Consider the following 17,254-nt stretch of genomic DNA (forward strand, 5'->3'; position numbering starts at 1 on the left):
GTGGGGAGAAGGATCAGTCGGAGAAACTGCCCTGCAAACGCTCGGCGCGAAACTCCAGGGTTTGTGGGCGATAACCGGGGCGCAGCGGTGGCATGGGCAGGCAGTCTTCCCAGTTACCGCCGGCCTGCAGTTCGCCGGGGCCGCGATAGCGCGGGGCGGTGTATTGGTTGTCGGCCAGATTGACCGTGTCGCCGGGCGCGTAGGCTGCGATGCGCCAGCGTAATTCGGTCAGCGGCACGTCGTTGCCGTTTTTCATTTTCAGTTGCAGCGGACGATCCGCCGGGCATTGTTCAGGCGCATAGACAATGCGCATCTCCAGACGCGCCAGTTGCTTGAGCTCGCGGTTGTCCAGCCACACTACCCAGACCGCGACCAGTCCCAGACCCACGGCGGCCGCGACGGACACCGGCACGGCCTTGGCCGGATAGCGCAGCAACAGGATCAGCCAGGTAATGACCAGCAGCACGCCGATGAACATGTTTGAACGCTCCTTGAACTCATGAGCACCATCCTACCGAAGGGGCGCGGGAATGGATATTCACCGAGCAAGGCATGACGCCATTGGTCGGGACTGTAATTTCTGACAGTGGGCATCCGGACTGTCGAGCGGTTTGATGTCTCCGCCGGAACGAAATGGCGCGGTCATGAATATTGAGTACGAGACATATGGGCGTTCATTACAAGACTCCGACCCTTTCGGCGAACGACCCTCGGGGGCTTGCGATTCGCACGGTCGACTATTGGCGCGGTGATGACGTCGGCCCCGCTCAAAGTCGCATCCACCGTACCTTGCACGACGTGGCCGGGCGTGCTGTTGCGCAGTGGGACCCGCGTTTGTGGGCACTGCAAATGTCCGACCCACTGACCCCGGCCAATCTGACCACGGTGTACTCGTTGAATAGCCAGGTGTTGCGCTCGGACAGCGTCGACGCGGGCACGCAGGTCGCGTTGTACGGTCTCGGAGCGCAAGTGCTGCTTGATTGGGACAGCCTTGGAACCCGTCGTGAGGCGGAATATGACGTGTTGCTGCGACCGCTGGCGGTGTTCGAAGAAGGTGTAGCGACGCCCCGACGCTGCGTCGAGCGTTACCGGTATGGCCAGCCCGGCGCCGGTGAACCGAGTAAAAATCAGCTCGGCCAGCTGATACGCCATGACGATCCGGCGGGCAGCGTGTTGTTTGAAACCTTTGCGATCACCGGCCAGTGCAGTGAAAACATCCGCTATTTCACCCACGACCCTGTCGCCCCCGATTGGCCCGAGCGAATTGAAGACCGTGCACGGTTGCTTGAGCCGGGCGAGGGCGCCGCTAGCCGATGGCGCTTCGGCCCGCTGGCACAAGTGCTCGAACAAGTCGACGCGCGAGGTAACAGGCAGGGGGTTGAACTGACCGTCGACGGGCGCTTGCGTGCGGCACATGTGCAGTTGAAGCTGCAGCCCGATACCCGGCCCATGGTCAGCGACATTCGTTACAACGCTGACGGGCAGGTCGAACATGAGTTGGCGGGCAACGGCGTTCGTGCCTCGCTGATCTATCAGCCGCAGAACGGTCGTCTCGTCAGCCGTCGCACGACTGACGCCAGCGCCAAGCTGCTGCAGCATCTGCTTTACACCTATGACCCGATGGGTAATGTGTTGAGCATCGAAGACGCGGCCCAGCCTATCCGTTACTTCGCCAATCAGCGTATTGACCCGATCAGCCGTTTCACTTACGACAGCCTCTATCAATTGAGTGAGGCGAGCGGCTGGGAGGCGGGGGCAAATAATCAGGGGCCGACGCCGGTGAGTCGCGCTGATCCAGCGGCGTTCAGCAACTACCGGCAAACCTATCGTTACGATGCCGGCGGCAATTTGCTCGAGTTGACGCATGTCGGCGCTCAAGCGCACGGACGCCAGTTCAAGACCGCCCGCTACAGCAATCGCGGCCTGTCGTGGCGCAACGGCGTGGCGCCGACTGAAGCGCAAATCGCGGCAGCTTATGACGCGCGTGGCAATTTGCTGGAGCTGGATCAAGGGCGGTTTGTGCAGTGGGATCTGCGCAATCAGCTGCACCTGGTCAGCCCGGTGGAGCGCGTGAGCGAATCTGACGATCAGGAAATTTATCTGTACGACGCCGGCGGTCAGCGCGTGCGGAAAATCCGTTCGCTGCAGACCCATACCCGTACTGTCATCAACGAAGTGCGCTACCTGCCAGGACTGGAGTTGCGGGTCGACAGTGCTGGCGAAGTCCTGCAGGTGATCTCGGCACAAACGGCGATTAACAGCATCAACGTCCTGCACTGGGAAGGTCCGCCGCCGGCGGGAAGCAATGATCGGTATCGGTACAACGTTGTTGATCATCTTGGGTCGGCCAGCCTGGAGTCAGGCGAGGACGGGCGGATCATCAGTCAGGAAAGCTATTACCCGTTTGGCGAGACGGCGTGGAGCCGTGAGTCCGAGGTCAGTTACCGCACGCTTCGATATTCGGGCAAGGAGCAAGATGCGACGGGACTGTATTACTACGGTTTGCGCTATTACGTCCCGTGGCTGCAGCGTTGGATGAACCCGGATCCCAAAGGCTTCATCGATGGAAGTAATCTCTACAGGATGGTGTTGAACAACCCGATGACCTATCTCGACAGCGATGGAGCGATCACGCGAAAACCGTTGGCCAATGGCTTATGGGAACCTGTCATTGCATCAGGCTCAAAGCGCGAAATGACCGCCGTCGCATTCACGGATAAAGGCGAACCCAATCGGTTTGTACCTGCAATGGGTAAGCCCACCAATATCGGGAAAGCATTGCAAGTACCTGAGTTCGGCAAGGTGGTGGTCGACACCAAGTTTTTAGACCCGACGCCCGGGCGTTATTCCAAAGCGGTGGTCAGCGGCCTCAGTAATACTGCGGGTGGAGCCGAATTCATATTCACCATGGATAAGCTGACCTACTCAGGAGCCAGCAATGGTGCTTTCAACGCATTGAGAATTGTCGACATCGCTGCCGGCCAGATGCCTGATAAAGCCAACGCCGTTTCTGGCTATTGGGCGCCTCAGGGGGGGTATGTCGATATTCCTGTGAATCCTTCCGGGGTCCAGCCAGATCATGTCTTTACCCCGGCCTTCAGTGGCTGCTCGCTGACGGTGGAACAGTTGAACAGAAACGTCCTCCGCGTGCGTCACGTGGAGGGTGGCAAGGAAGATACCCAGTTCAATAACCTGCCGCGCAGCGAGCATGGTCTGGGCCTCGGTGCAACAATGGAGTACCCGGACTATGGCTATGCCGCTAACGACAGCGGACAGCTACAGGAGTTTAAAAACGCGTTCGCCTTCATGAAATTCGATCGCAAACAGCAGACATGGAATATCCACTACCAGACCATTGAGGGTACCGCCAGCATTACGCGTTACGAGCCGGCCAAGAGGGGCTTGTTCACCAAAACCAATGCCAGTGTATCCGCGCATGCTTCTATCAAAGTCCGGCAGTCGATGAGCAAGCGTGTGGCGATTGCGCGGTAACCGACAAAAGAATGAAAAAGCCCCCGCCCAACCCACTGCGGATAGGGGACGCAGCGGGCTGGACGGGGGCTTCTTATTGCCGGGAGATCACTGTGCGATGGTTTTCACCGACACGCCGCGTTCGATCGGGGTGGAGCGACCGTAGATGTCTTCGAAGCGCTCGATATCGTCTTCACCCAGGTACGAACCCGACTGCACTTCGATGATTTCCAGCGGGATCTTGCCCGGGTTGCGCAGGCGATGCACCGAAGCGATCGGGATGTAGGTCGACTGGTTCTCGCAGAGCAGGAACACGTTGTCATCACAGGTCACTTCGGCGGTGCCGCTGACCACGATCCAGTGTTCGGCGCGGTGGTGGTGCATCTGCAGCGACAGGCACGCGCCCGGCTTCACCGAGATGTGCTTGACCTGGAAGCGGCCACCCATGTCCACCGAGTCATACGAGCCCCACGGACGGTAGACCTCGCAGTGGTTCTGGGTTTCGCTGCGGCCCTGTTCGTTGAGCGTGTTGACCATCTGCTTGACGCCCTGAACCTTGTCCTTGTGGGCGATCATCATCGCGTCTTTGGTTTCGACCACGACGATGTTTTCCAGGCCGATCACCGACACCAGTTTGCCGTTGCCGTGGATCATGCAGTTCTTGCTGTCCTGGATCACCACGTCGCCTTTGCTGACGTTGCCGTTGGCATCCTTCTCATTGACTTCCCACAGCGACGACCAGCAACCGACATCGCTCCAGCCGGCGGTCAGCGGCACCACGCAGGCGCGCTGGGTTTTTTCCATGACGGAGTAGTCGATGGAATTGTCCGGGCAGCAGGCGAAGGTGGCTTCGTCGAAGGTGATGGTGTCGGCGTCCTGCTGGCTGCGCTCAAGGGTCAGCAGGCAGGTGTCGTAGATGTCCGGATCGTGCTTTTTCAGCTCTTCGAGGAAGCGGCTGGCGCGGAACAGGAACATGCCGCTGTTCCAGTAGTAGCCGCCGGATTCGACGTATTCGGTGGCGCGTTTGACGTCAGGTTTCTCGACGAAGTGCGAAACGCGGCTGACGCCTTCGGGCAGCAGCGAGTCGCCGGTGGATTTGATGTAGCCGTAGCCGGTTTCCGGTTTGGTCGCCGGCACGCCGAACAGCACCATCTCGCCGTTTTCGGCGGCGACGGTGGCCAGGGCGAGGGCGCGTTGCAGGGCTTTCTGGTCTTCCAGCACGTGGTCGGCCGGCAGCACCAGCATCAGTTCGTCACGCCCTTCGTTGACCAGCATCATCGCGGTCAGCGCCACCGCCGGCGCGGTGTTGCGGCCAAACGGTTCCATGAGGATGCGCTGGCATTCGAGATTACGGTTGGCCAGCTGTTCGTTGACGATAAAGCGGTGATCCTTGTTGCAGACCACGATCGGCGTGTCCATGCCTTCGAACACCAGGCGCTCCAGCGTTTGCTGGAACAGCGTGTGTTCACCGGTCAGGGCGAGGAATTGTTTAGGGAATTGCTTACGCGAAAGCGGCCAAAGACGTGAACCGCTACCACCTGACAAGATCACCGGAATCATGTTGTTTACTCCATAAAAATCGATTGGTTAGAGGCACGAACGTTGTGTCGTTTCACTCTTGTTGTTGTCGCGTATCCGAACTCTTGCCTCGGTCCCTGTGGGAGCCTGGCTTGCCAGCGATGGCATCACCTCGGTGTATCTGCAGAACCGAGGTGTCTGCATCGCTGGCAAGCCAGCTCCCACAGGGGGCCGGGTCAGTTCATGAAATGTGTTAGCGCGTCGACACCGGGCGTTTCACCCAGACTGGCGACAGGCTGCTGCCGGAGCCGGTGACATACAGCACCGCGGCCTCGCCACGCTCCAGCGCGACCGGTTTCACGTCGCCGACTTTCTTGTCGCCTTCGTACAGCGCCAGGCTGACTTTCACCGGGTTGATTTCACGTTCGCCACGGCCCTTGGCGGCCACGTTCGGCACCACCTCGGTCTTGCCGTCGGCGGTCTTCAGGGTTAGCGGCTTGTCGCTGAGGTTCTGCACGCGCACCAGGGATTTCTGCTTGTTCTTGAACGGCGGTTCTTCGATCAGTTGCGGCGCGGCGGACGCGTTGTTGACCAGGGTGTAGTAGTGGTCACCGGCGAGTTTGACCGGCAGGGTCTGGCTGCCGACTTTGGCGCTGTAGTCGCCGCCCGGCATGAAGCTGAAGTCGCTGCTGGCCAGTGGCGCAACGTCGCTCAGGTTGGTGCTGCCGACGGTGGCGCTGACTTCGGCGTTGCTGGCGTTGTAGACCCGCACGAAGGTCGAGCCTTTCGGGGCGGTCGGGCCGTACAGCGCGGCGTCGCCACCGGCGAAAGCCTGGACGGAAAGCACGCTGAGGCCTGCAACCAGTGCGAAGCGTTTGGCGAGACGACGAGGAGTAGTAGTGAAAGTCATGGTGTACCTCTCTTTCAGTTTTGCGCCCGATCGGGCGTCTCGGATTTAGTGTTGATTGCTACGTTTTGTTGGCGCGCGCCGGCTTGTTTGAGCTCTGCGACCCACTGCGGGTCGGCGTCGCCGATTTCGTTGTTCACAGGCAGATATCGTTCAGGAAACTCCCAGATCAGCACCTGTGGCGGGCTGTTCTTGAAGTCATCGCTTTTCAGGTAGCTGAGCATCGGCAGGATCGGGCCGTGGCCGTCCTCGGCGTAGTTCACGACGTCGCTGTGCAGCGCTTGCTTGAGCGCCCCGACGAAGTTCCAGTTGGGGTTGGCGCTGTAGCTGGTGCCGATCAGTGCGACCGGTACTTCGCTGCTGGCGAACAGTGCGTCGTCACCGGCCGGTTGCTCGGCGGCCACGGTGTTGCGCTTTTGCAGCGGCTCTTGCGCCGGCATCAGGTTTTCGAACAGCGGATCCAGCGGCAGGAACAGACGCAGGTCGCCCTTGTGCGTGACCTTTTCGGCTGGCGTGGTGACGAAGCGCTGCGGCTCGCCGCTGAGCGGGAACTTGTCGGCGATGGTCTTGGCCAGGGTGTTGGCGGCGATTTCGGCGCCTTCCGGGGTCCAGTGGGTGTCGGTGCGCAGGAACACTTGCTGACCGTTTTGCTTGGCTTGTTGCAGCGGGCCGAGCAGGTCCGGGGCGAGGATCTTGTCTGCCGCGACACGGGCGTGGAAGTCCTGATAAAGGTTGGCGTGAATGCTTGCCGGTTTCACTTCACCCAGGTGTTCCGGGTACAGGCGCACCTTGGCCGGCACGATGGCCATCACCAGTTTCACGCCTTTCTCTTTCAGGGTCTGACGCACGCCTTCGACCAGCGCGTAGTTGCCTTGCAGGTTCAGCTCTTCGTTGACGATCGGGTTGAATTCCTCGTCGCTGTACAGCCACTGATCGCGACCAAGCACTACGCCCGGACGACCTTCGTTGAACAGTTTGAAATCCAGCGCCGCCCAGAGGTTGGTGCCCAGTCGCTTGATCGGAAACTGATCGTCGTAGTGGGTTTCCACGGCTTTGGTCCAGCGGCCGTTGAGCACCGTCGCGTCGGCATTGGTGTTGAAGCCGAAGAAGCTGCGCACCGACCATAGACCGAGCACCAGCAGGGTCAGCAGAAACAGCGCGATGTAGAAGATGCGTAATGAGCGGGTCATGTCAGATCCCTCAGAACTGGAAGTAAAGGAACGGCGAGAAGCTTTGCGCCGAGAGTTTGAGAATCGAGGCGATGAACAGCAGCAGGATCAGCCCGCGCATCACGTAGCGCGACCAGTCCGCCGTCCAGTACGCCGGTTGCACCTGGGCTTCGACGCCGACGGTGTAGCCAGGCTCGTGGATGCTCGCCGGGTTTTCGCCGGGGGCTGCCTTGATCATGCCCGGGGTCGCGGTGGCAGGGCCGTTGGCCTCGACGTTGACTTCAGGTTTGCTCTTCACCGGAGGCTGATTGGTGTACAGATCACGCAAGCCAAAGAACGCCAGCGTTGCGTACGCCACCACCAGGGTTGCCACTTGCAGACCGGTGAGGCTGGCACGGTTGAGTTCCGACAGCGACCAGTCGCTGAAGCTGAACATCGCGCCGTACATGCGCCCGGCGACGTGCAGGTTTTCGGCACGGAAGATCACCCAGCCCATCACCACCAGCAGGAAAGTCAGCGCCCAGCGGATCGGGTTGAGGCTGCGCGGCGAGGTGTTGATGCCGAGCATTTTTTCGATCGCCAGCCACATGCCGTGCCAGGCGCCCCAGACGATGTAAGTGATGTTCGCGCCGTGCCACAGACCACCCAGCAGCATGGTCAGGAACAGGTTGCGATAGGTCATCAGCGTGCCTTTACGGTTACCGCCGAGGGTGATGTACAGGTAGTCACGCAGCCAGGTCGACAGGCTGATGTGCCAGCGACGCCAGAACTCGGTGATCGACTGGCTGATGTACGGCTGCTTGAAGTTTTCCATGAAGCGGAAACCCATCATCAGGCCCAGACCGATGGCCATGTCGCTGTAACCGGAGAAGTCGAAATACAGCTGCGCGGTGTACGCCAGTGCGCCAAGCCAGGCATCCCCGGTGGTCGGGTTTTGCAGGGCGAAGCAATGGTCGGCGACCACCGCGAGGGTGTCGGCGATGAACACCTTCTTGATGAAACCCTGCATGAACCGCGTGCAGCCTTCGGAGAACTTGTCGAGGGTGTGGGTGCGGTTGTTGAATTGATCGGCAAGGTCGCGGAAGCGCAGAACCGGGCCGGCAATCAGGTGCGGGAAGATCGCCACGAACGCCGCGAAGTCGATGAGGTTGCGCGTGGCCGGGGTGTCGCCGCGGTACACGTCGATGATGTAGCTGATCGATTCGAAGATATAGAACGAGATGCCGATCGGCAGCAGCACGTGGGTCAGGATGAACGGCTCCAGACCGAACGAGGTCATGATCGCGTTGATGCTGTCCACGCCGAAGTTGGCGTACTTGAAGTAGCCGAGGATGCACAGGTCGACCGCGACGCCGAGCAGCAGCCAGCGCTGCGCCGGTTTGGTGCGCACGCCGGCGGCGCCGACTTTCAGGCCGATCCAGTAGTTCCACAGGGTGACGCCGGCGAACAACGCCAGGAAGTCCACCCGCCACCACGCGTAGAACACGTAGCTGGCGATCAGCAGCAACAGGTTGCGATAGCGTTGCCCGCTCAAGTAGTACAAGCCGAGAAAGATCGGCAAGAACAGAAACAGGAACACGTTGGATGAAAATACCATCCCGATCTCTCCATGTTTGAACCAACAGTCAAGGGCCAAAGCCCCCCCAAACCCCCCCACGTAAAACCGGAGGGCTAACTCAAATCTTGCTGCCCCCTGTAGGAGCTGCCGAAGGCTGCGATCTTTTGATTTTTGTCTTTGGAAATCAAAGTCAAAAGATCGCAGCGTGCCGCAGCTCCTACAGGGTTTTGTGTCCTGCCTTAAGAACCCTTATTGCCCTTCTCATGCGACGGGTCGTAGACCTTGGTCAGGTCGCCGCCGAGGCGGAAGGTCTTGAACGGTTGCATGCCGTGCTTCTTCTCGATCACATCCGCCGGGCAGGTGTAGAGGGTGCAGAACGGTTCGAGCCAGGCGAATTTCATGTCCTCTTTCAGGTCGGTCATGTCCTGCTCTTTGCCGTTTTTCTTCTCGAACTGATCCGGGTCTTTCACCCCGGCCAGCACCCGGTCACCCAGACGCTTGAGCGCGCTGTTGTTTTCCTGACGCAGATCGACGCCGTTGACCTGGGCGAAGCTGGCAATCATCGCCAGTGGCGGCAGGGCGTAGTTGTGATAGGCGAGGGCGCGTTGCTGGCGCTTGAGTTCGTTGGGCAGGAAGCCGTCGGCGTCGACTTGATTGACCCCGACCTTGTATTCCTTCACCGCCCAATCAAACAGGTCGCGACGGTTGGTGGCGATCGAGGTCGCCATCACCGACCACGCGGCCCAGTACGAGTGGTTGTTGGTTTTTTCCAGCGGCAGGTTGTCCCAGTCGCTGACCACCTGATCGGCCATCTTGCTGAACCACGCCTCGATCTGCTGCGCTTCTTGCTGATGCGTGGCCAGCGGATGCGAGTCGGAGAACTTCAGGCGAATGTACGACGAGGCCATGCTGCCCAGCGCCCATTTGCGCATCGATTTGCCGGTGTGGTTGAAGTCTTTCGACATCAATGCATCGGCCTTGGCCCACGCGGTCAGCCAGTTCAGCGTGCAGTCGAGCTGCTCCGGGCGACCGTCGCGCATGAACTGCATCACTCGTTTGGCGGTGCCGCGCTCCAGCGTGGTGATGTCCTTGGTGGTGTCGCGGAAGGCTTTTTCCGACTGCACGTTCAGCGTCGCGCGAGCCTTGTCCGAGCCTTCGTATTTGCTGCGAAATTGCAGCGGTCCGGTGTACGGCGCCGGCATCGCATCGCAGCCTTCGCTCTTGTCGCCGCTCTTGAATTTATCCACCGGGGCGAAGTAGCCCTGCGGCGGGCGCAGTGGCGCGGCGGCCTGAGTGGCCCCGGCGAACATCGCCAGGGTCAGCAGGGATGGCGCAAGCAAGTGTTTGATCGTTCGATTTCGCATAGCAGACCTCATTGCCCGAGCTGAGCGGTTTGTGGCCCGGCGCCCGGGAATACGTTGCGTTTGCAGATTTTCGCTTCGACTTTTTGCGGCGCGGTACCCGCTTCCGGGCCCTGAACTTCGACGGCCAGCAGATTTTGCGAGGCCCAGTCTTCGTCCGTGCGCAGCTCAAAGGCGAAACGACCGTCGGTGTCGGAGGTTTCCGGTTTCTCGATCTTGATGTCCTCGTGGCGACCGTTCATGTACCAGAGGGTGGCTTGCAGGGTTTTCACCGAGGTGTCGGCGAAGCGGATGTCGACCTGATGGCTGCTGTTCTGCAGGTTCAGGTTCTTGCTGTTGACCAGCAGTTCCTGTTTGCCGCCAGGCTTGAGCGTGGTGCTGGCGGACATTTGGGTTTCCTTGCCTTCGCAACCGTTATCCAGCAGCGCCATCATTTGGCGATAGATGGTTTCCTGGTCGAGGCGGTACAGCGGCGAGAATTCCCAGATGAGGATCTTCGGCGGGGTCTTCTGGAATTCGTCGCTACCGAGGTACTGCAGCATCGAACCTTCGAGACCACCGCCGGGGAAGGCGACGTTGAGGATGTCGGCGCCGATTGCCTCTTCGAGGAAGCCGGCGAAGTTGTAGTTCTTGCCGCTGTGCGAGGTACCCACGAGGGTGATTTGCGGGTTGCCGGAATCACCGAACAGGTCGCCGTCACCGGCTTCGCCTTTCGGCTCGGTGGTGAACTGGTCCATGTACTGGATCGCGTAACTGGTGCCGCACAGTTGCCCGGCCATGTTGTGCAGGGTGCCGGTCTTGCCCATGCGCCCGGTGCGCTTGGTCTCGAATTCACGCTTGGGAATGTCGGCGAAGGCCGGAATCTGCTTGACCTTCTCGGCAACGATTTTCGCTGTGCGCTGAGCACCGTATGGGGTCCAGTGCTGGTCGCCACGGAAGTAGAAATCGTGGGCGGGCAGGGTGTCCGGCAGCGATTCGTTGGTCAGCGGCGACAGGTCCGGTACCACGTAACCCATCTTGGCGAAACGGCCGAGCATGGTCTTGTAGTTACCCAGCGCTTTCTCGTAATCGAACGCGGCTTTTTCCTGCGGGTTGAGCTTGTTGCGGTTCACCAGGCCACGGGTCGGCTGGTAGACGATCACCAGTTCGACGCCTTTGGCCTTGAACGCATCGTGCAGCTGTTGCAGGCGTTTGTAGCCGGCCGGGGTGGTGTTGAACTCGGTGCGCAAATCTTCCTGGGTACGGAACAGCCAGTCGCCCTGCGCCTGCACCAGGGTGGTGAAGTTCTGCTGATAACGGGTGGTGTAGTTCTTCGCGTCGTGCGCGGCCGGGCACAGGTTGCAGCACGGTTCGGCGCTGAATTTTGGCGCGGTGGCGCCCGCCGCTTCATCGGCGCGAGCAGCATTGCTGGCCGCCAGAATGCCCACGGTCAGGGCCGACAGGCTGAGTAATTTGATCAAGTGTGGGTGCATAAAATTATCCTCAGTCCCGCAGTTCGGTCTGGCGTTCGACAGGGTCGATCAGTACGGCTTTCTGCTGGCGTACCAGCAGGTCGAGAATTTCATCCTGGCGCTCGCCGAGGATGCCGTTGAAGCTGATGCCGCTGGACTTGGTCGGCGCCAGCATCGATACGCGATACAGCTCGACGCTCAACGGCGAGTCGATGGCCATCGGGCCGCTGCCGTTGGCCGCCAGTTCACCGCCGACCACGATCAGCGAGACTTGCGCGTCGAACGGGTCGAGCTTGATGTCACGGTCGGTGTCGGTCAGGTCCTTGATGTGGCCGTAGACGCCGGTCAGGCCGTTGGCCATGGCGACGTTTTCGTAGAGGCGGATGTTCACGCTGTTACGAATGCGGATGCCGTGACGTTTGTTGCTGATGACCTTGTTGCCCCACAGCAGGTTGTCGGCGGACTCGTAGAGTGTGATGCCGTCGGTGTGGTTCTTGTAGATCTCGTTGTAGGCAATGATGTTGTTGACGCTGTTACGGTCGATCACCAGGCCCGAGAGGTGGTTGTCGTAGCTCTTGTTGTTGAAGATGAAGCTGTCGTTCACTTCTCGGGAAATGATGATGCCGTGCTTCTTCTTCGTACCGTGGACGGTGTTCTCGGCAATGATCAGACCGTGGGAACGGTCGTGCGGGTCGATGCCGTAGACGATGTTGTCCTTGTAGGTGTTGCCCTTGACCACGAAGTCGCGGGTCTCGTAGCAGTAGAAGCCGTACCACATGTCGGAGAACTCGGAGCCGACGATCCAGCCGGTCGGTTCAGGGCGCTTGAGCACCTTGGCCATGTTCGGCGTGTACTGGGAAATACTCACCCCGTACGACTTACTGTTGGCGTAACCGAAACTGGCCATCTTGCTGTTGACGATGTAGGTCTCGGTGCCGCCCCAGGCCAGCAGGAACGGACGGAATTCCTTCGGCGAACGGAAGGTGGCCGGGCCGTTGTCCTTCTCGCGCCAGCCAGTGACTTTGGTGTCACGCACAAACAACTGACCGTCGTTGACCAGGAACGAACCGGCCTCTTGCGACAGGCGCAATTCCTGGGTCTGGCCGTCGATTTCGAGGATGCCTTTGCGGCCCACCACGATCGGCAGCTTCGCCAGGTACACGCCCGGCGCGGTCTCGCTGAAGTACTGCTTGGGCAGCTTCTGCGCCAGGTCCTTGAGGTTCAGGTAACCGTCATCGACGAAGATCGCCTGCGGGATACCGTGCTGACGCACCACCCATTCGGCCATCTTGTTGTCGCCGCCGATGAAGTCCTTCAGGGCGTCTTCCTGCATCATCCGGCGTACGCTGATCTTGCCCGGTTTGCTGCGGTTGATCTTCGCAGCGGCAGCCTCGGCGGTGAAGCCGGACAGGTCGGGCAGTTTCGGCTTGGCCAGTTCCAGCGCCTCGGTCGGCGCGCTGCTGACGGTGTAGGTCTTGGCTTGTTGCAGCTCTTTGGCGGTGGTCACCGGTTTGCCCTGTTGAGGCACGGCCGGTTCCACCGTGGCGAACGCGCCAGCGGAGGCCAGCAGCATGGCGCCGGCCAACAGGCTGAGCGAGCCTTTCCTTGCATGGTGCATGTCGGGCACTCCCTTGGCGGTTTGCATCAGAAGCGCCAGATCACGTCGATGAACGCGCGGTGCATGTACGAATCGACCTGGCTGCCATAGGCATCACCGGGCTTGAACACACCGCCACGGAAACGCACCAGCGCCGACGGTTCGTCGATCGACTGGCTCAACGCCGCCGGCAGCAAGCCTTGCTTGAAGTACTTGGTCACCACCAGATCCATTTCCTGACCCAGGTCCTTGTTGCCATCCTGCAGCGGCAGCGAGGTGCTGGAGAGGATCGCGCCAGTGACGTCGTCGGTGTTGTTTTCCACGGCGTTGATGCCGTTGCTGCCCACCGGCTTGTTGCCGTCCACGCGCCAGAACTTGTGGTAGATCACGCTGGCGTCGTACTGGTCGTTGAGCATCCACGAACCGAACAGGGTGGCGGTCTGCATGTTGTTCATTTCGCCACGGAACGCTTCGCCGAAACGGTGCACCCGCGAACGGGTGCCGGTGTAGTTGGAGCGGTTGCTCTCCAGACCGTTCTGTTGGTAATCGGCGCTGGCGCGGGCGTAGGCCGCACCGACCTGCCATTGCGGATCAAGGCGCAAACGCACGCCAAGGTCGGTGGCCCAGCCGTTGATGTCATCACTGCGCTTGGCTTGCGCCGGACGACTGCCATCGGCGTTCAGCGGATTGACCGAATCAAGGTCGCCGCTCATGCCGGTGATGCTGCCCCAGTAGTTGACGGTGTTGGTGTTGCGCCAGTTGTAGGCATCGCTGTCGGCGGTCAGACCGAGCCAGCTGATGTCGCCGTTCTGGGTTTTGTCGAGGGTGTCGCGGGGCACGCCCGGTTCGGCGTAATCGAGCTTGCCGTTGTCGTGGGTGTGATGACCGCGAATGCCGACCCAGTTGCCCGGTGTCCACTGATAGGCGGCATCGGCGTAGGCGTGCAGGCGATCCTTGTCTTTCGGCGCGAGCTCTTTGAGGTCGGTGCGGTATTCGCTGAAGCGTTCGGCGACACCGACGTTGGCGCGCAGCAGGGTGGTGTCGAAGGTCCAGTTCAGCGCTTCGATGTTGGTGTCGCGCCATTGGCCGTCGTCATTGCGCAGGCGCTGGCGACCGAACTTGAGCATCTCGCCGGGGTACGGCGTCAGGCCGCTGTAGCCGACCCAGAATTCGCGTATCGCCAGGTAGTTTTTCTTGGTTTTGCGGTCGCTGTTGTCGGTGGTTTGTTCACCGTCGGACTGCTGCAGGGTGTCGGTTTCGATAATGTCGGTCGAGGTCACGGCCTGGCCCATGGCGTAGGCACTCCACGCACCGCTTTCGCCGTAGATCCATGGACGCAGGTCCAGGCCCACACCGTTGACGTCGCCGCCGCTGGCGGTGCCGAGGTCGCGGTCGTCTTCGGACTGGCCGGTGATTTTCACTTCCAGGCCGAAGTTCTTGGTTTCCGTGATCGCGGCCAGTGTCGGGCAAGACCAGATCAGCGCGAACGTGAGGCCAATGCCAGCCTTCACAAAGGGATTCAACTTCATAGGGATTCCTCGCCGTCTTCTTCTTGCAGGGCGTGCAGTTGCAGCGTGTTCTGGTTCAGGGCGCCACGGCTGGCCTGTTCCTGTTGCAGCAGGCGCTGGGCTTCGGCCAGACGCTCGGGCGGCAATTGCGCGGCCAGGGTGGTCGCCAGTTCATCGGCTTGCGGGGTGTTCTGCGCCTTGGCCAATTGGCTGAATACATAGGCGTTGAGCGGGTCGGGCTTGGTGCCCTTGCCTTGGGAAAACAGTTGGGCGATGGCGAAGTCGGCGCTGTTCTGGCCGTTGCGCGCAGCGGTCAGCAGGTGGTCGAGAGCCTTCTGCGGATAGACCTTGCCCAGGTAACCACGGCGATAGATCTGGCCGAGGTAGTAGTCAGCGGCGACTTCGCGGCCGACGGCTTTCTGGAAGTGTTCTTCGGCGACTTTCGCGTCGGCCGGCACCAGTTTGCCTTCGTAGTAGAGCTTGCCCAGCAACAGTTCGGCGCGCGGCTGGTCGGCGGCGCGGCCGTTGTCCAGGTACTTCATCATCTGATCGACGTCGCCCAGTTCCGGGAAGTCGTAGAGCAGCTGCGCGAGGCTCACCCACGATGCCGGGTAGCCCGGGGCGATCGGTTCGAGCAGCGACTGCGCGGTCTTCTCGTCGGTCTTGCCGAGGGTCGAATCGGCCAGCACGCGGGCCACCGAATCGACGCGCTGCGCGCTGACCGTGCCGCGGCTGTAACCGGCCTGCATCTGCTTGAGCAGCGCGGCCTGTTGCTCCGGCTGGGCCCGTTTTTGATAGACCGTGGCCAGTTCGACGTAGCAGATGTCGGTGGTGTTGAGCGCGGCCTTGCAGATCTTTTCCACGTCATCCAGATGCTGGTCGTAAGTGCCTTGGGTGCGATACAGCAACACCTGCGCCAGACCCGCTTCCGGGTAACCGGATTTGCGCCACTGATCGATCTGCTGCTGCGCGTTGATATTCGGGAAGCTGTGCGGGAATTGCAGGTACAGCATCGCCAGCGGGATCAACGTGTTGCCTTCGCCGTTGGCGGCGGCTTTTTTCAGCAGGCTTTCAGCTTCGTGGTGCTCGGCTTCGGTGGAACCGGGCTTGGCCACCAGCAGGCGACCGAGACGGGCCTGGGCCCGTGGCGACACGTCGGCGGCGGCGCGGTAGGTCGCTTCGGCCTGTTTGATCTGCTCGGGGTCGCGGCTGTCGACCTGGATATCGGCGAGACCGACTTGCGCCTCGCTGTAACCCAGATCCGCCAGCGCACGGTAGTTCTGCGCGGCAGTGGCAGTGTCGCCGCGCTTGAGCGCTTCGTTGGCCAGGCGCTGGTCGGGCAGGCCGGCGCAACCGGCGAGGCTGACGGCCAGTGCCAGCGAGCACACCATATGACCTTTGTGGGAGCTGGCTTGCCAGCGATTCAGGCGGCTCGGTGTGTCAGACAGACCGCGTTGATCCAATCGCTGGCAAGCCAGCTCCCACAGGGATCGCGGTGTTCTCAGGAGACTGATGATGGTCACAGGCATGTCCTCGACTTAAAGACCGGCAGCCATGGCTTTGTCGATCAGCCAGTTCAGGTTCGGGCCACGGTCGCTGTTCACTTCCACCGGACGGCCGGCGAAGCTGCTGTCCAGCGGCTCGTCCGGCTGGATCTGCACGCGAATGTCGGAGGACAGGTCGGCGCTTTTCAGGCTGGTGCTGCTGACGATCTTGCCGGTGCGGGTCTGGTCTTCGCCGGCGATCTGGAAGCTCACTGGCGTCCCCGGACGCACGTCGCCGAACTGGCGATAGGAGAAGCGTGCATCGACGGTGGCCTGGGTGTTGCGCGGTACCAGGGTGAAAATCACGTCGCCTTTGCTTGCGTACTGACCGTCAGCCACCAGTTGCTGGGCCACGGTGCAATCGCACGGCGAGGTCAGGGTGCCGGTCATCTGCTTGCCGAACAGTTCTTCCACCTTGGCCGGTTGCAACTGGTCTTCGTCGAGATGGCCCTTGAGCACGTCGAGCATGCTGGTGCTGAAGGTCGCCAGCGGGGCGCCTTTGGCGGCGACGCCGTCGGACTTGACCAGGCTCTGCACGGTGCCGTCACGCGGCATGGTGATGTTCATTCCCGGTACGCTGACCAGACCGGCCTGCGCATGGCTGACGAAGTACATGCCGTACACCGACTTGAAGACGAAACCGAACGCCACCAGGCCGATGGCGAATACCCCGGCGCTGAAGGTCACCGCTTTCAGACGCCCGAACGGGGTCATGCCGCTGCCGCCGTCCTTGACCTTGCGCGCCTTGGTGAAGTTGTCGCGCTGCAGCGTCGCCAGCACTTCACCCATGCTGACGATGTCGCCGGCCAGGTGCGACGTGATCAGGTGACGCAGGGTCGAGATGTCTTGCGGTTCGAGGTTCTGGAACTGGCAACCAACGCGGCCGCTCTGGCGGTCGTAGGAGCGCACTTGCAGTTCGACGTCCATGGCCAGGCCGAGGTTGTCGATCACGAATTGCAGGCGTGCCTTGTACACGTCGCCGGTCTTGAGCGGCAGTTGTCCGGCGTTGAACGCCAGACCACCGGCTGACAGGTCCAGGACCCGCGCCTCGACCGGCGTCCGGTCCGGGCCGAAGAAGCGCAGTTTGGCCGGGATTTTCACTCGGGCGTGCTGACGCTGGGCTTCGGATTCATGCACTACGTTGGCGTTGACGGCGGTATTCATGGGGGC

At 61.0% G+C, this 17,254-nt stretch carries 12 protein-coding genes; 1 reads left to right on the forward strand and 11 read right to left on the reverse strand.

What is annotated here, in order from left to right; all coding sequences use genetic code 11:
• Positions 1 to 13: 13 nt before the first annotated feature.
• Entirely contained in the window at positions 14 to 478 is a 465-nt protein-coding gene (locus tag ACYZUM_RS01250) for a hypothetical protein (RefSeq protein ID WP_047601459.1), read from the reverse strand.
• Positions 479 to 666: 188 nt separating this feature from the next.
• Here ACYZUM_RS01250 and ACYZUM_RS01255 point away from each other — a divergent pair, with 188 nt between their 5' ends.
• A complete protein-coding gene (locus tag ACYZUM_RS01255; protein WP_108181743.1) occupies positions 667 to 3,492 on the forward strand; it encodes an RHS repeat domain-containing protein in 2,826 nt (941 codons plus the stop codon).
• A gap of 87 nt (positions 3,493 to 3,579) precedes the next feature.
• Here the strand turns inward: ACYZUM_RS01255 and ACYZUM_RS01260 are convergent, their stop codons facing one another.
• The 10 genes from ACYZUM_RS01260 to ACYZUM_RS01305 form a co-directional block, all read right to left on the reverse strand.
• Complete coding sequence (locus tag ACYZUM_RS01260) at positions 3,580 to 5,031, reverse strand: mannose-1-phosphate guanylyltransferase/mannose-6-phosphate isomerase (RefSeq protein ID WP_041064843.1); 1,452 nt, start codon at positions 5,029 to 5,031, stop codon at positions 3,580 to 3,582.
• A gap of 211 nt (positions 5,032 to 5,242) precedes the next feature.
• Positions 5,243 to 5,899, reverse strand: coding sequence for an alginate O-acetyltransferase AlgF (locus tag ACYZUM_RS01265; protein ID WP_108181744.1), 657 nt, complete (start codon positions 5,897 to 5,899; stop codon positions 5,243 to 5,245).
• Between the two features lie 14 nt (positions 5,900 to 5,913).
• Positions 5,914 to 7,086, reverse strand: coding sequence for an alginate O-acetyltransferase (locus ACYZUM_RS01270; protein ID WP_047292663.1), 1,173 nt, complete (start codon positions 7,084 to 7,086; stop codon positions 5,914 to 5,916).
• Between the two features lie 10 nt (positions 7,087 to 7,096).
• Positions 7,097 to 8,662, reverse strand: a complete 1,566-nt coding sequence (locus ACYZUM_RS01275; protein ID WP_007969546.1) for an MBOAT family O-acyltransferase — start codon at positions 8,660 to 8,662, stop codon at positions 7,097 to 7,099.
• A 200-nt stretch (positions 8,663 to 8,862) separates the two neighbouring features.
• Positions 8,863 to 9,987 carry a mannuronate-specific alginate lyase gene (locus ACYZUM_RS01280; protein ID WP_108181745.1) on the reverse strand — a complete coding sequence of 375 codons (1,125 nt, stop codon included), beginning with the start codon at positions 9,985 to 9,987 and terminating at the stop codon, positions 8,863 to 8,865.
• Positions 9,988 to 9,995: 8 nt separating this feature from the next.
• Entirely contained in the window at positions 9,996 to 11,456 is a 1,461-nt protein-coding gene (locus ACYZUM_RS01285) for an alginate O-acetyltransferase (protein WP_047292668.1), read from the reverse strand.
• Between the two features lie 10 nt (positions 11,457 to 11,466).
• Complete coding sequence (gene algG, locus ACYZUM_RS01290; RefSeq protein WP_108184363.1) at positions 11,467 to 13,053, reverse strand: mannuronan 5-epimerase AlgG; 1,587 nt, start codon at positions 13,051 to 13,053, stop codon at positions 11,467 to 11,469.
• Positions 13,054 to 13,079: 26 nt separating this feature from the next.
• Positions 13,080 to 14,561, reverse strand: a complete 1,482-nt coding sequence (locus ACYZUM_RS01295) for an alginate export family protein (RefSeq protein ID WP_108181746.1) — start codon at positions 14,559 to 14,561, stop codon at positions 13,080 to 13,082.
• Positions 14,558 to 16,063, reverse strand: coding sequence for an alginate biosynthesis TPR repeat lipoprotein AlgK (gene algK, locus ACYZUM_RS01300; RefSeq protein WP_473061228.1), 1,506 nt, complete (start codon positions 16,061 to 16,063; stop codon positions 14,558 to 14,560). Before algK ends, ACYZUM_RS01295 begins: the two co-directional genes overlap by 4 nt.
• A 15-nt stretch (positions 16,064 to 16,078) precedes the next feature.
• Positions 16,079 to 17,248, reverse strand: a complete 1,170-nt coding sequence (locus ACYZUM_RS01305) for an alginate biosynthesis protein Alg44 (protein ID WP_047292670.1) — start codon at positions 17,246 to 17,248, stop codon at positions 16,079 to 16,081.
• Positions 17,249 to 17,254 lie beyond the last annotated feature (6 nt).

This window comes from Pseudomonas sp. m6p, from assembly GCF_055760375.1.

What these genes read in the sequence shown, in the direction of transcription:
- ACYZUM_RS01305 (WP_047292670.1), bottom strand. Translation starts at nt 17,248, where the DNA reads ATGAATACCGCCGTCAACGCCAACGTAGTGCATGAATCCGAAGCCCAG.
- ACYZUM_RS01265 (WP_108181744.1), bottom strand. Translation starts at nt 5,899, where the DNA reads ATGACTTTCACTACTACTCCTCGTCGTCTCGCCAAACGCTTCGCACTG.
- algG (WP_108184363.1), bottom strand. Translation starts at nt 13,053, where the DNA reads ATGCACCATGCAAGGAAAGGCTCGCTCAGCCTGTTGGCCGGCGCCATG.
- ACYZUM_RS01260 (WP_041064843.1), bottom strand. Translation starts at nt 5,031, where the DNA reads ATGATTCCGGTGATCTTGTCAGGTGGTAGCGGTTCACGTCTTTGGCCG.
- ACYZUM_RS01280 (WP_108181745.1), bottom strand. Translation starts at nt 9,987, where the DNA reads ATGCGAAATCGAACGATCAAACACTTGCTTGCGCCATCCCTGCTGACC.
- ACYZUM_RS01295 (WP_108181746.1), bottom strand. Translation starts at nt 14,561, where the DNA reads ATGAAGTTGAATCCCTTTGTGAAGGCTGGCATTGGCCTCACGTTCGCG.
- ACYZUM_RS01285 (WP_047292668.1), bottom strand. Translation starts at nt 11,456, where the DNA reads ATGCACCCACACTTGATCAAATTACTCAGCCTGTCGGCCCTGACCGTG.
- ACYZUM_RS01250 (WP_047601459.1), bottom strand. Translation starts at nt 478, where the DNA reads ATGTTCATCGGCGTGCTGCTGGTCATTACCTGGCTGATCCTGTTGCTG.
- ACYZUM_RS01255 (WP_108181743.1), top strand. Translation starts at nt 667, where the DNA reads ATGGGCGTTCATTACAAGACTCCGACCCTTTCGGCGAACGACCCTCGG.
- ACYZUM_RS01275 (WP_007969546.1), bottom strand. Translation starts at nt 8,662, where the DNA reads ATGGTATTTTCATCCAACGTGTTCCTGTTTCTGTTCTTGCCGATCTTT.
- ACYZUM_RS01270 (WP_047292663.1), bottom strand. Translation starts at nt 7,086, where the DNA reads ATGACCCGCTCATTACGCATCTTCTACATCGCGCTGTTTCTGCTGACC.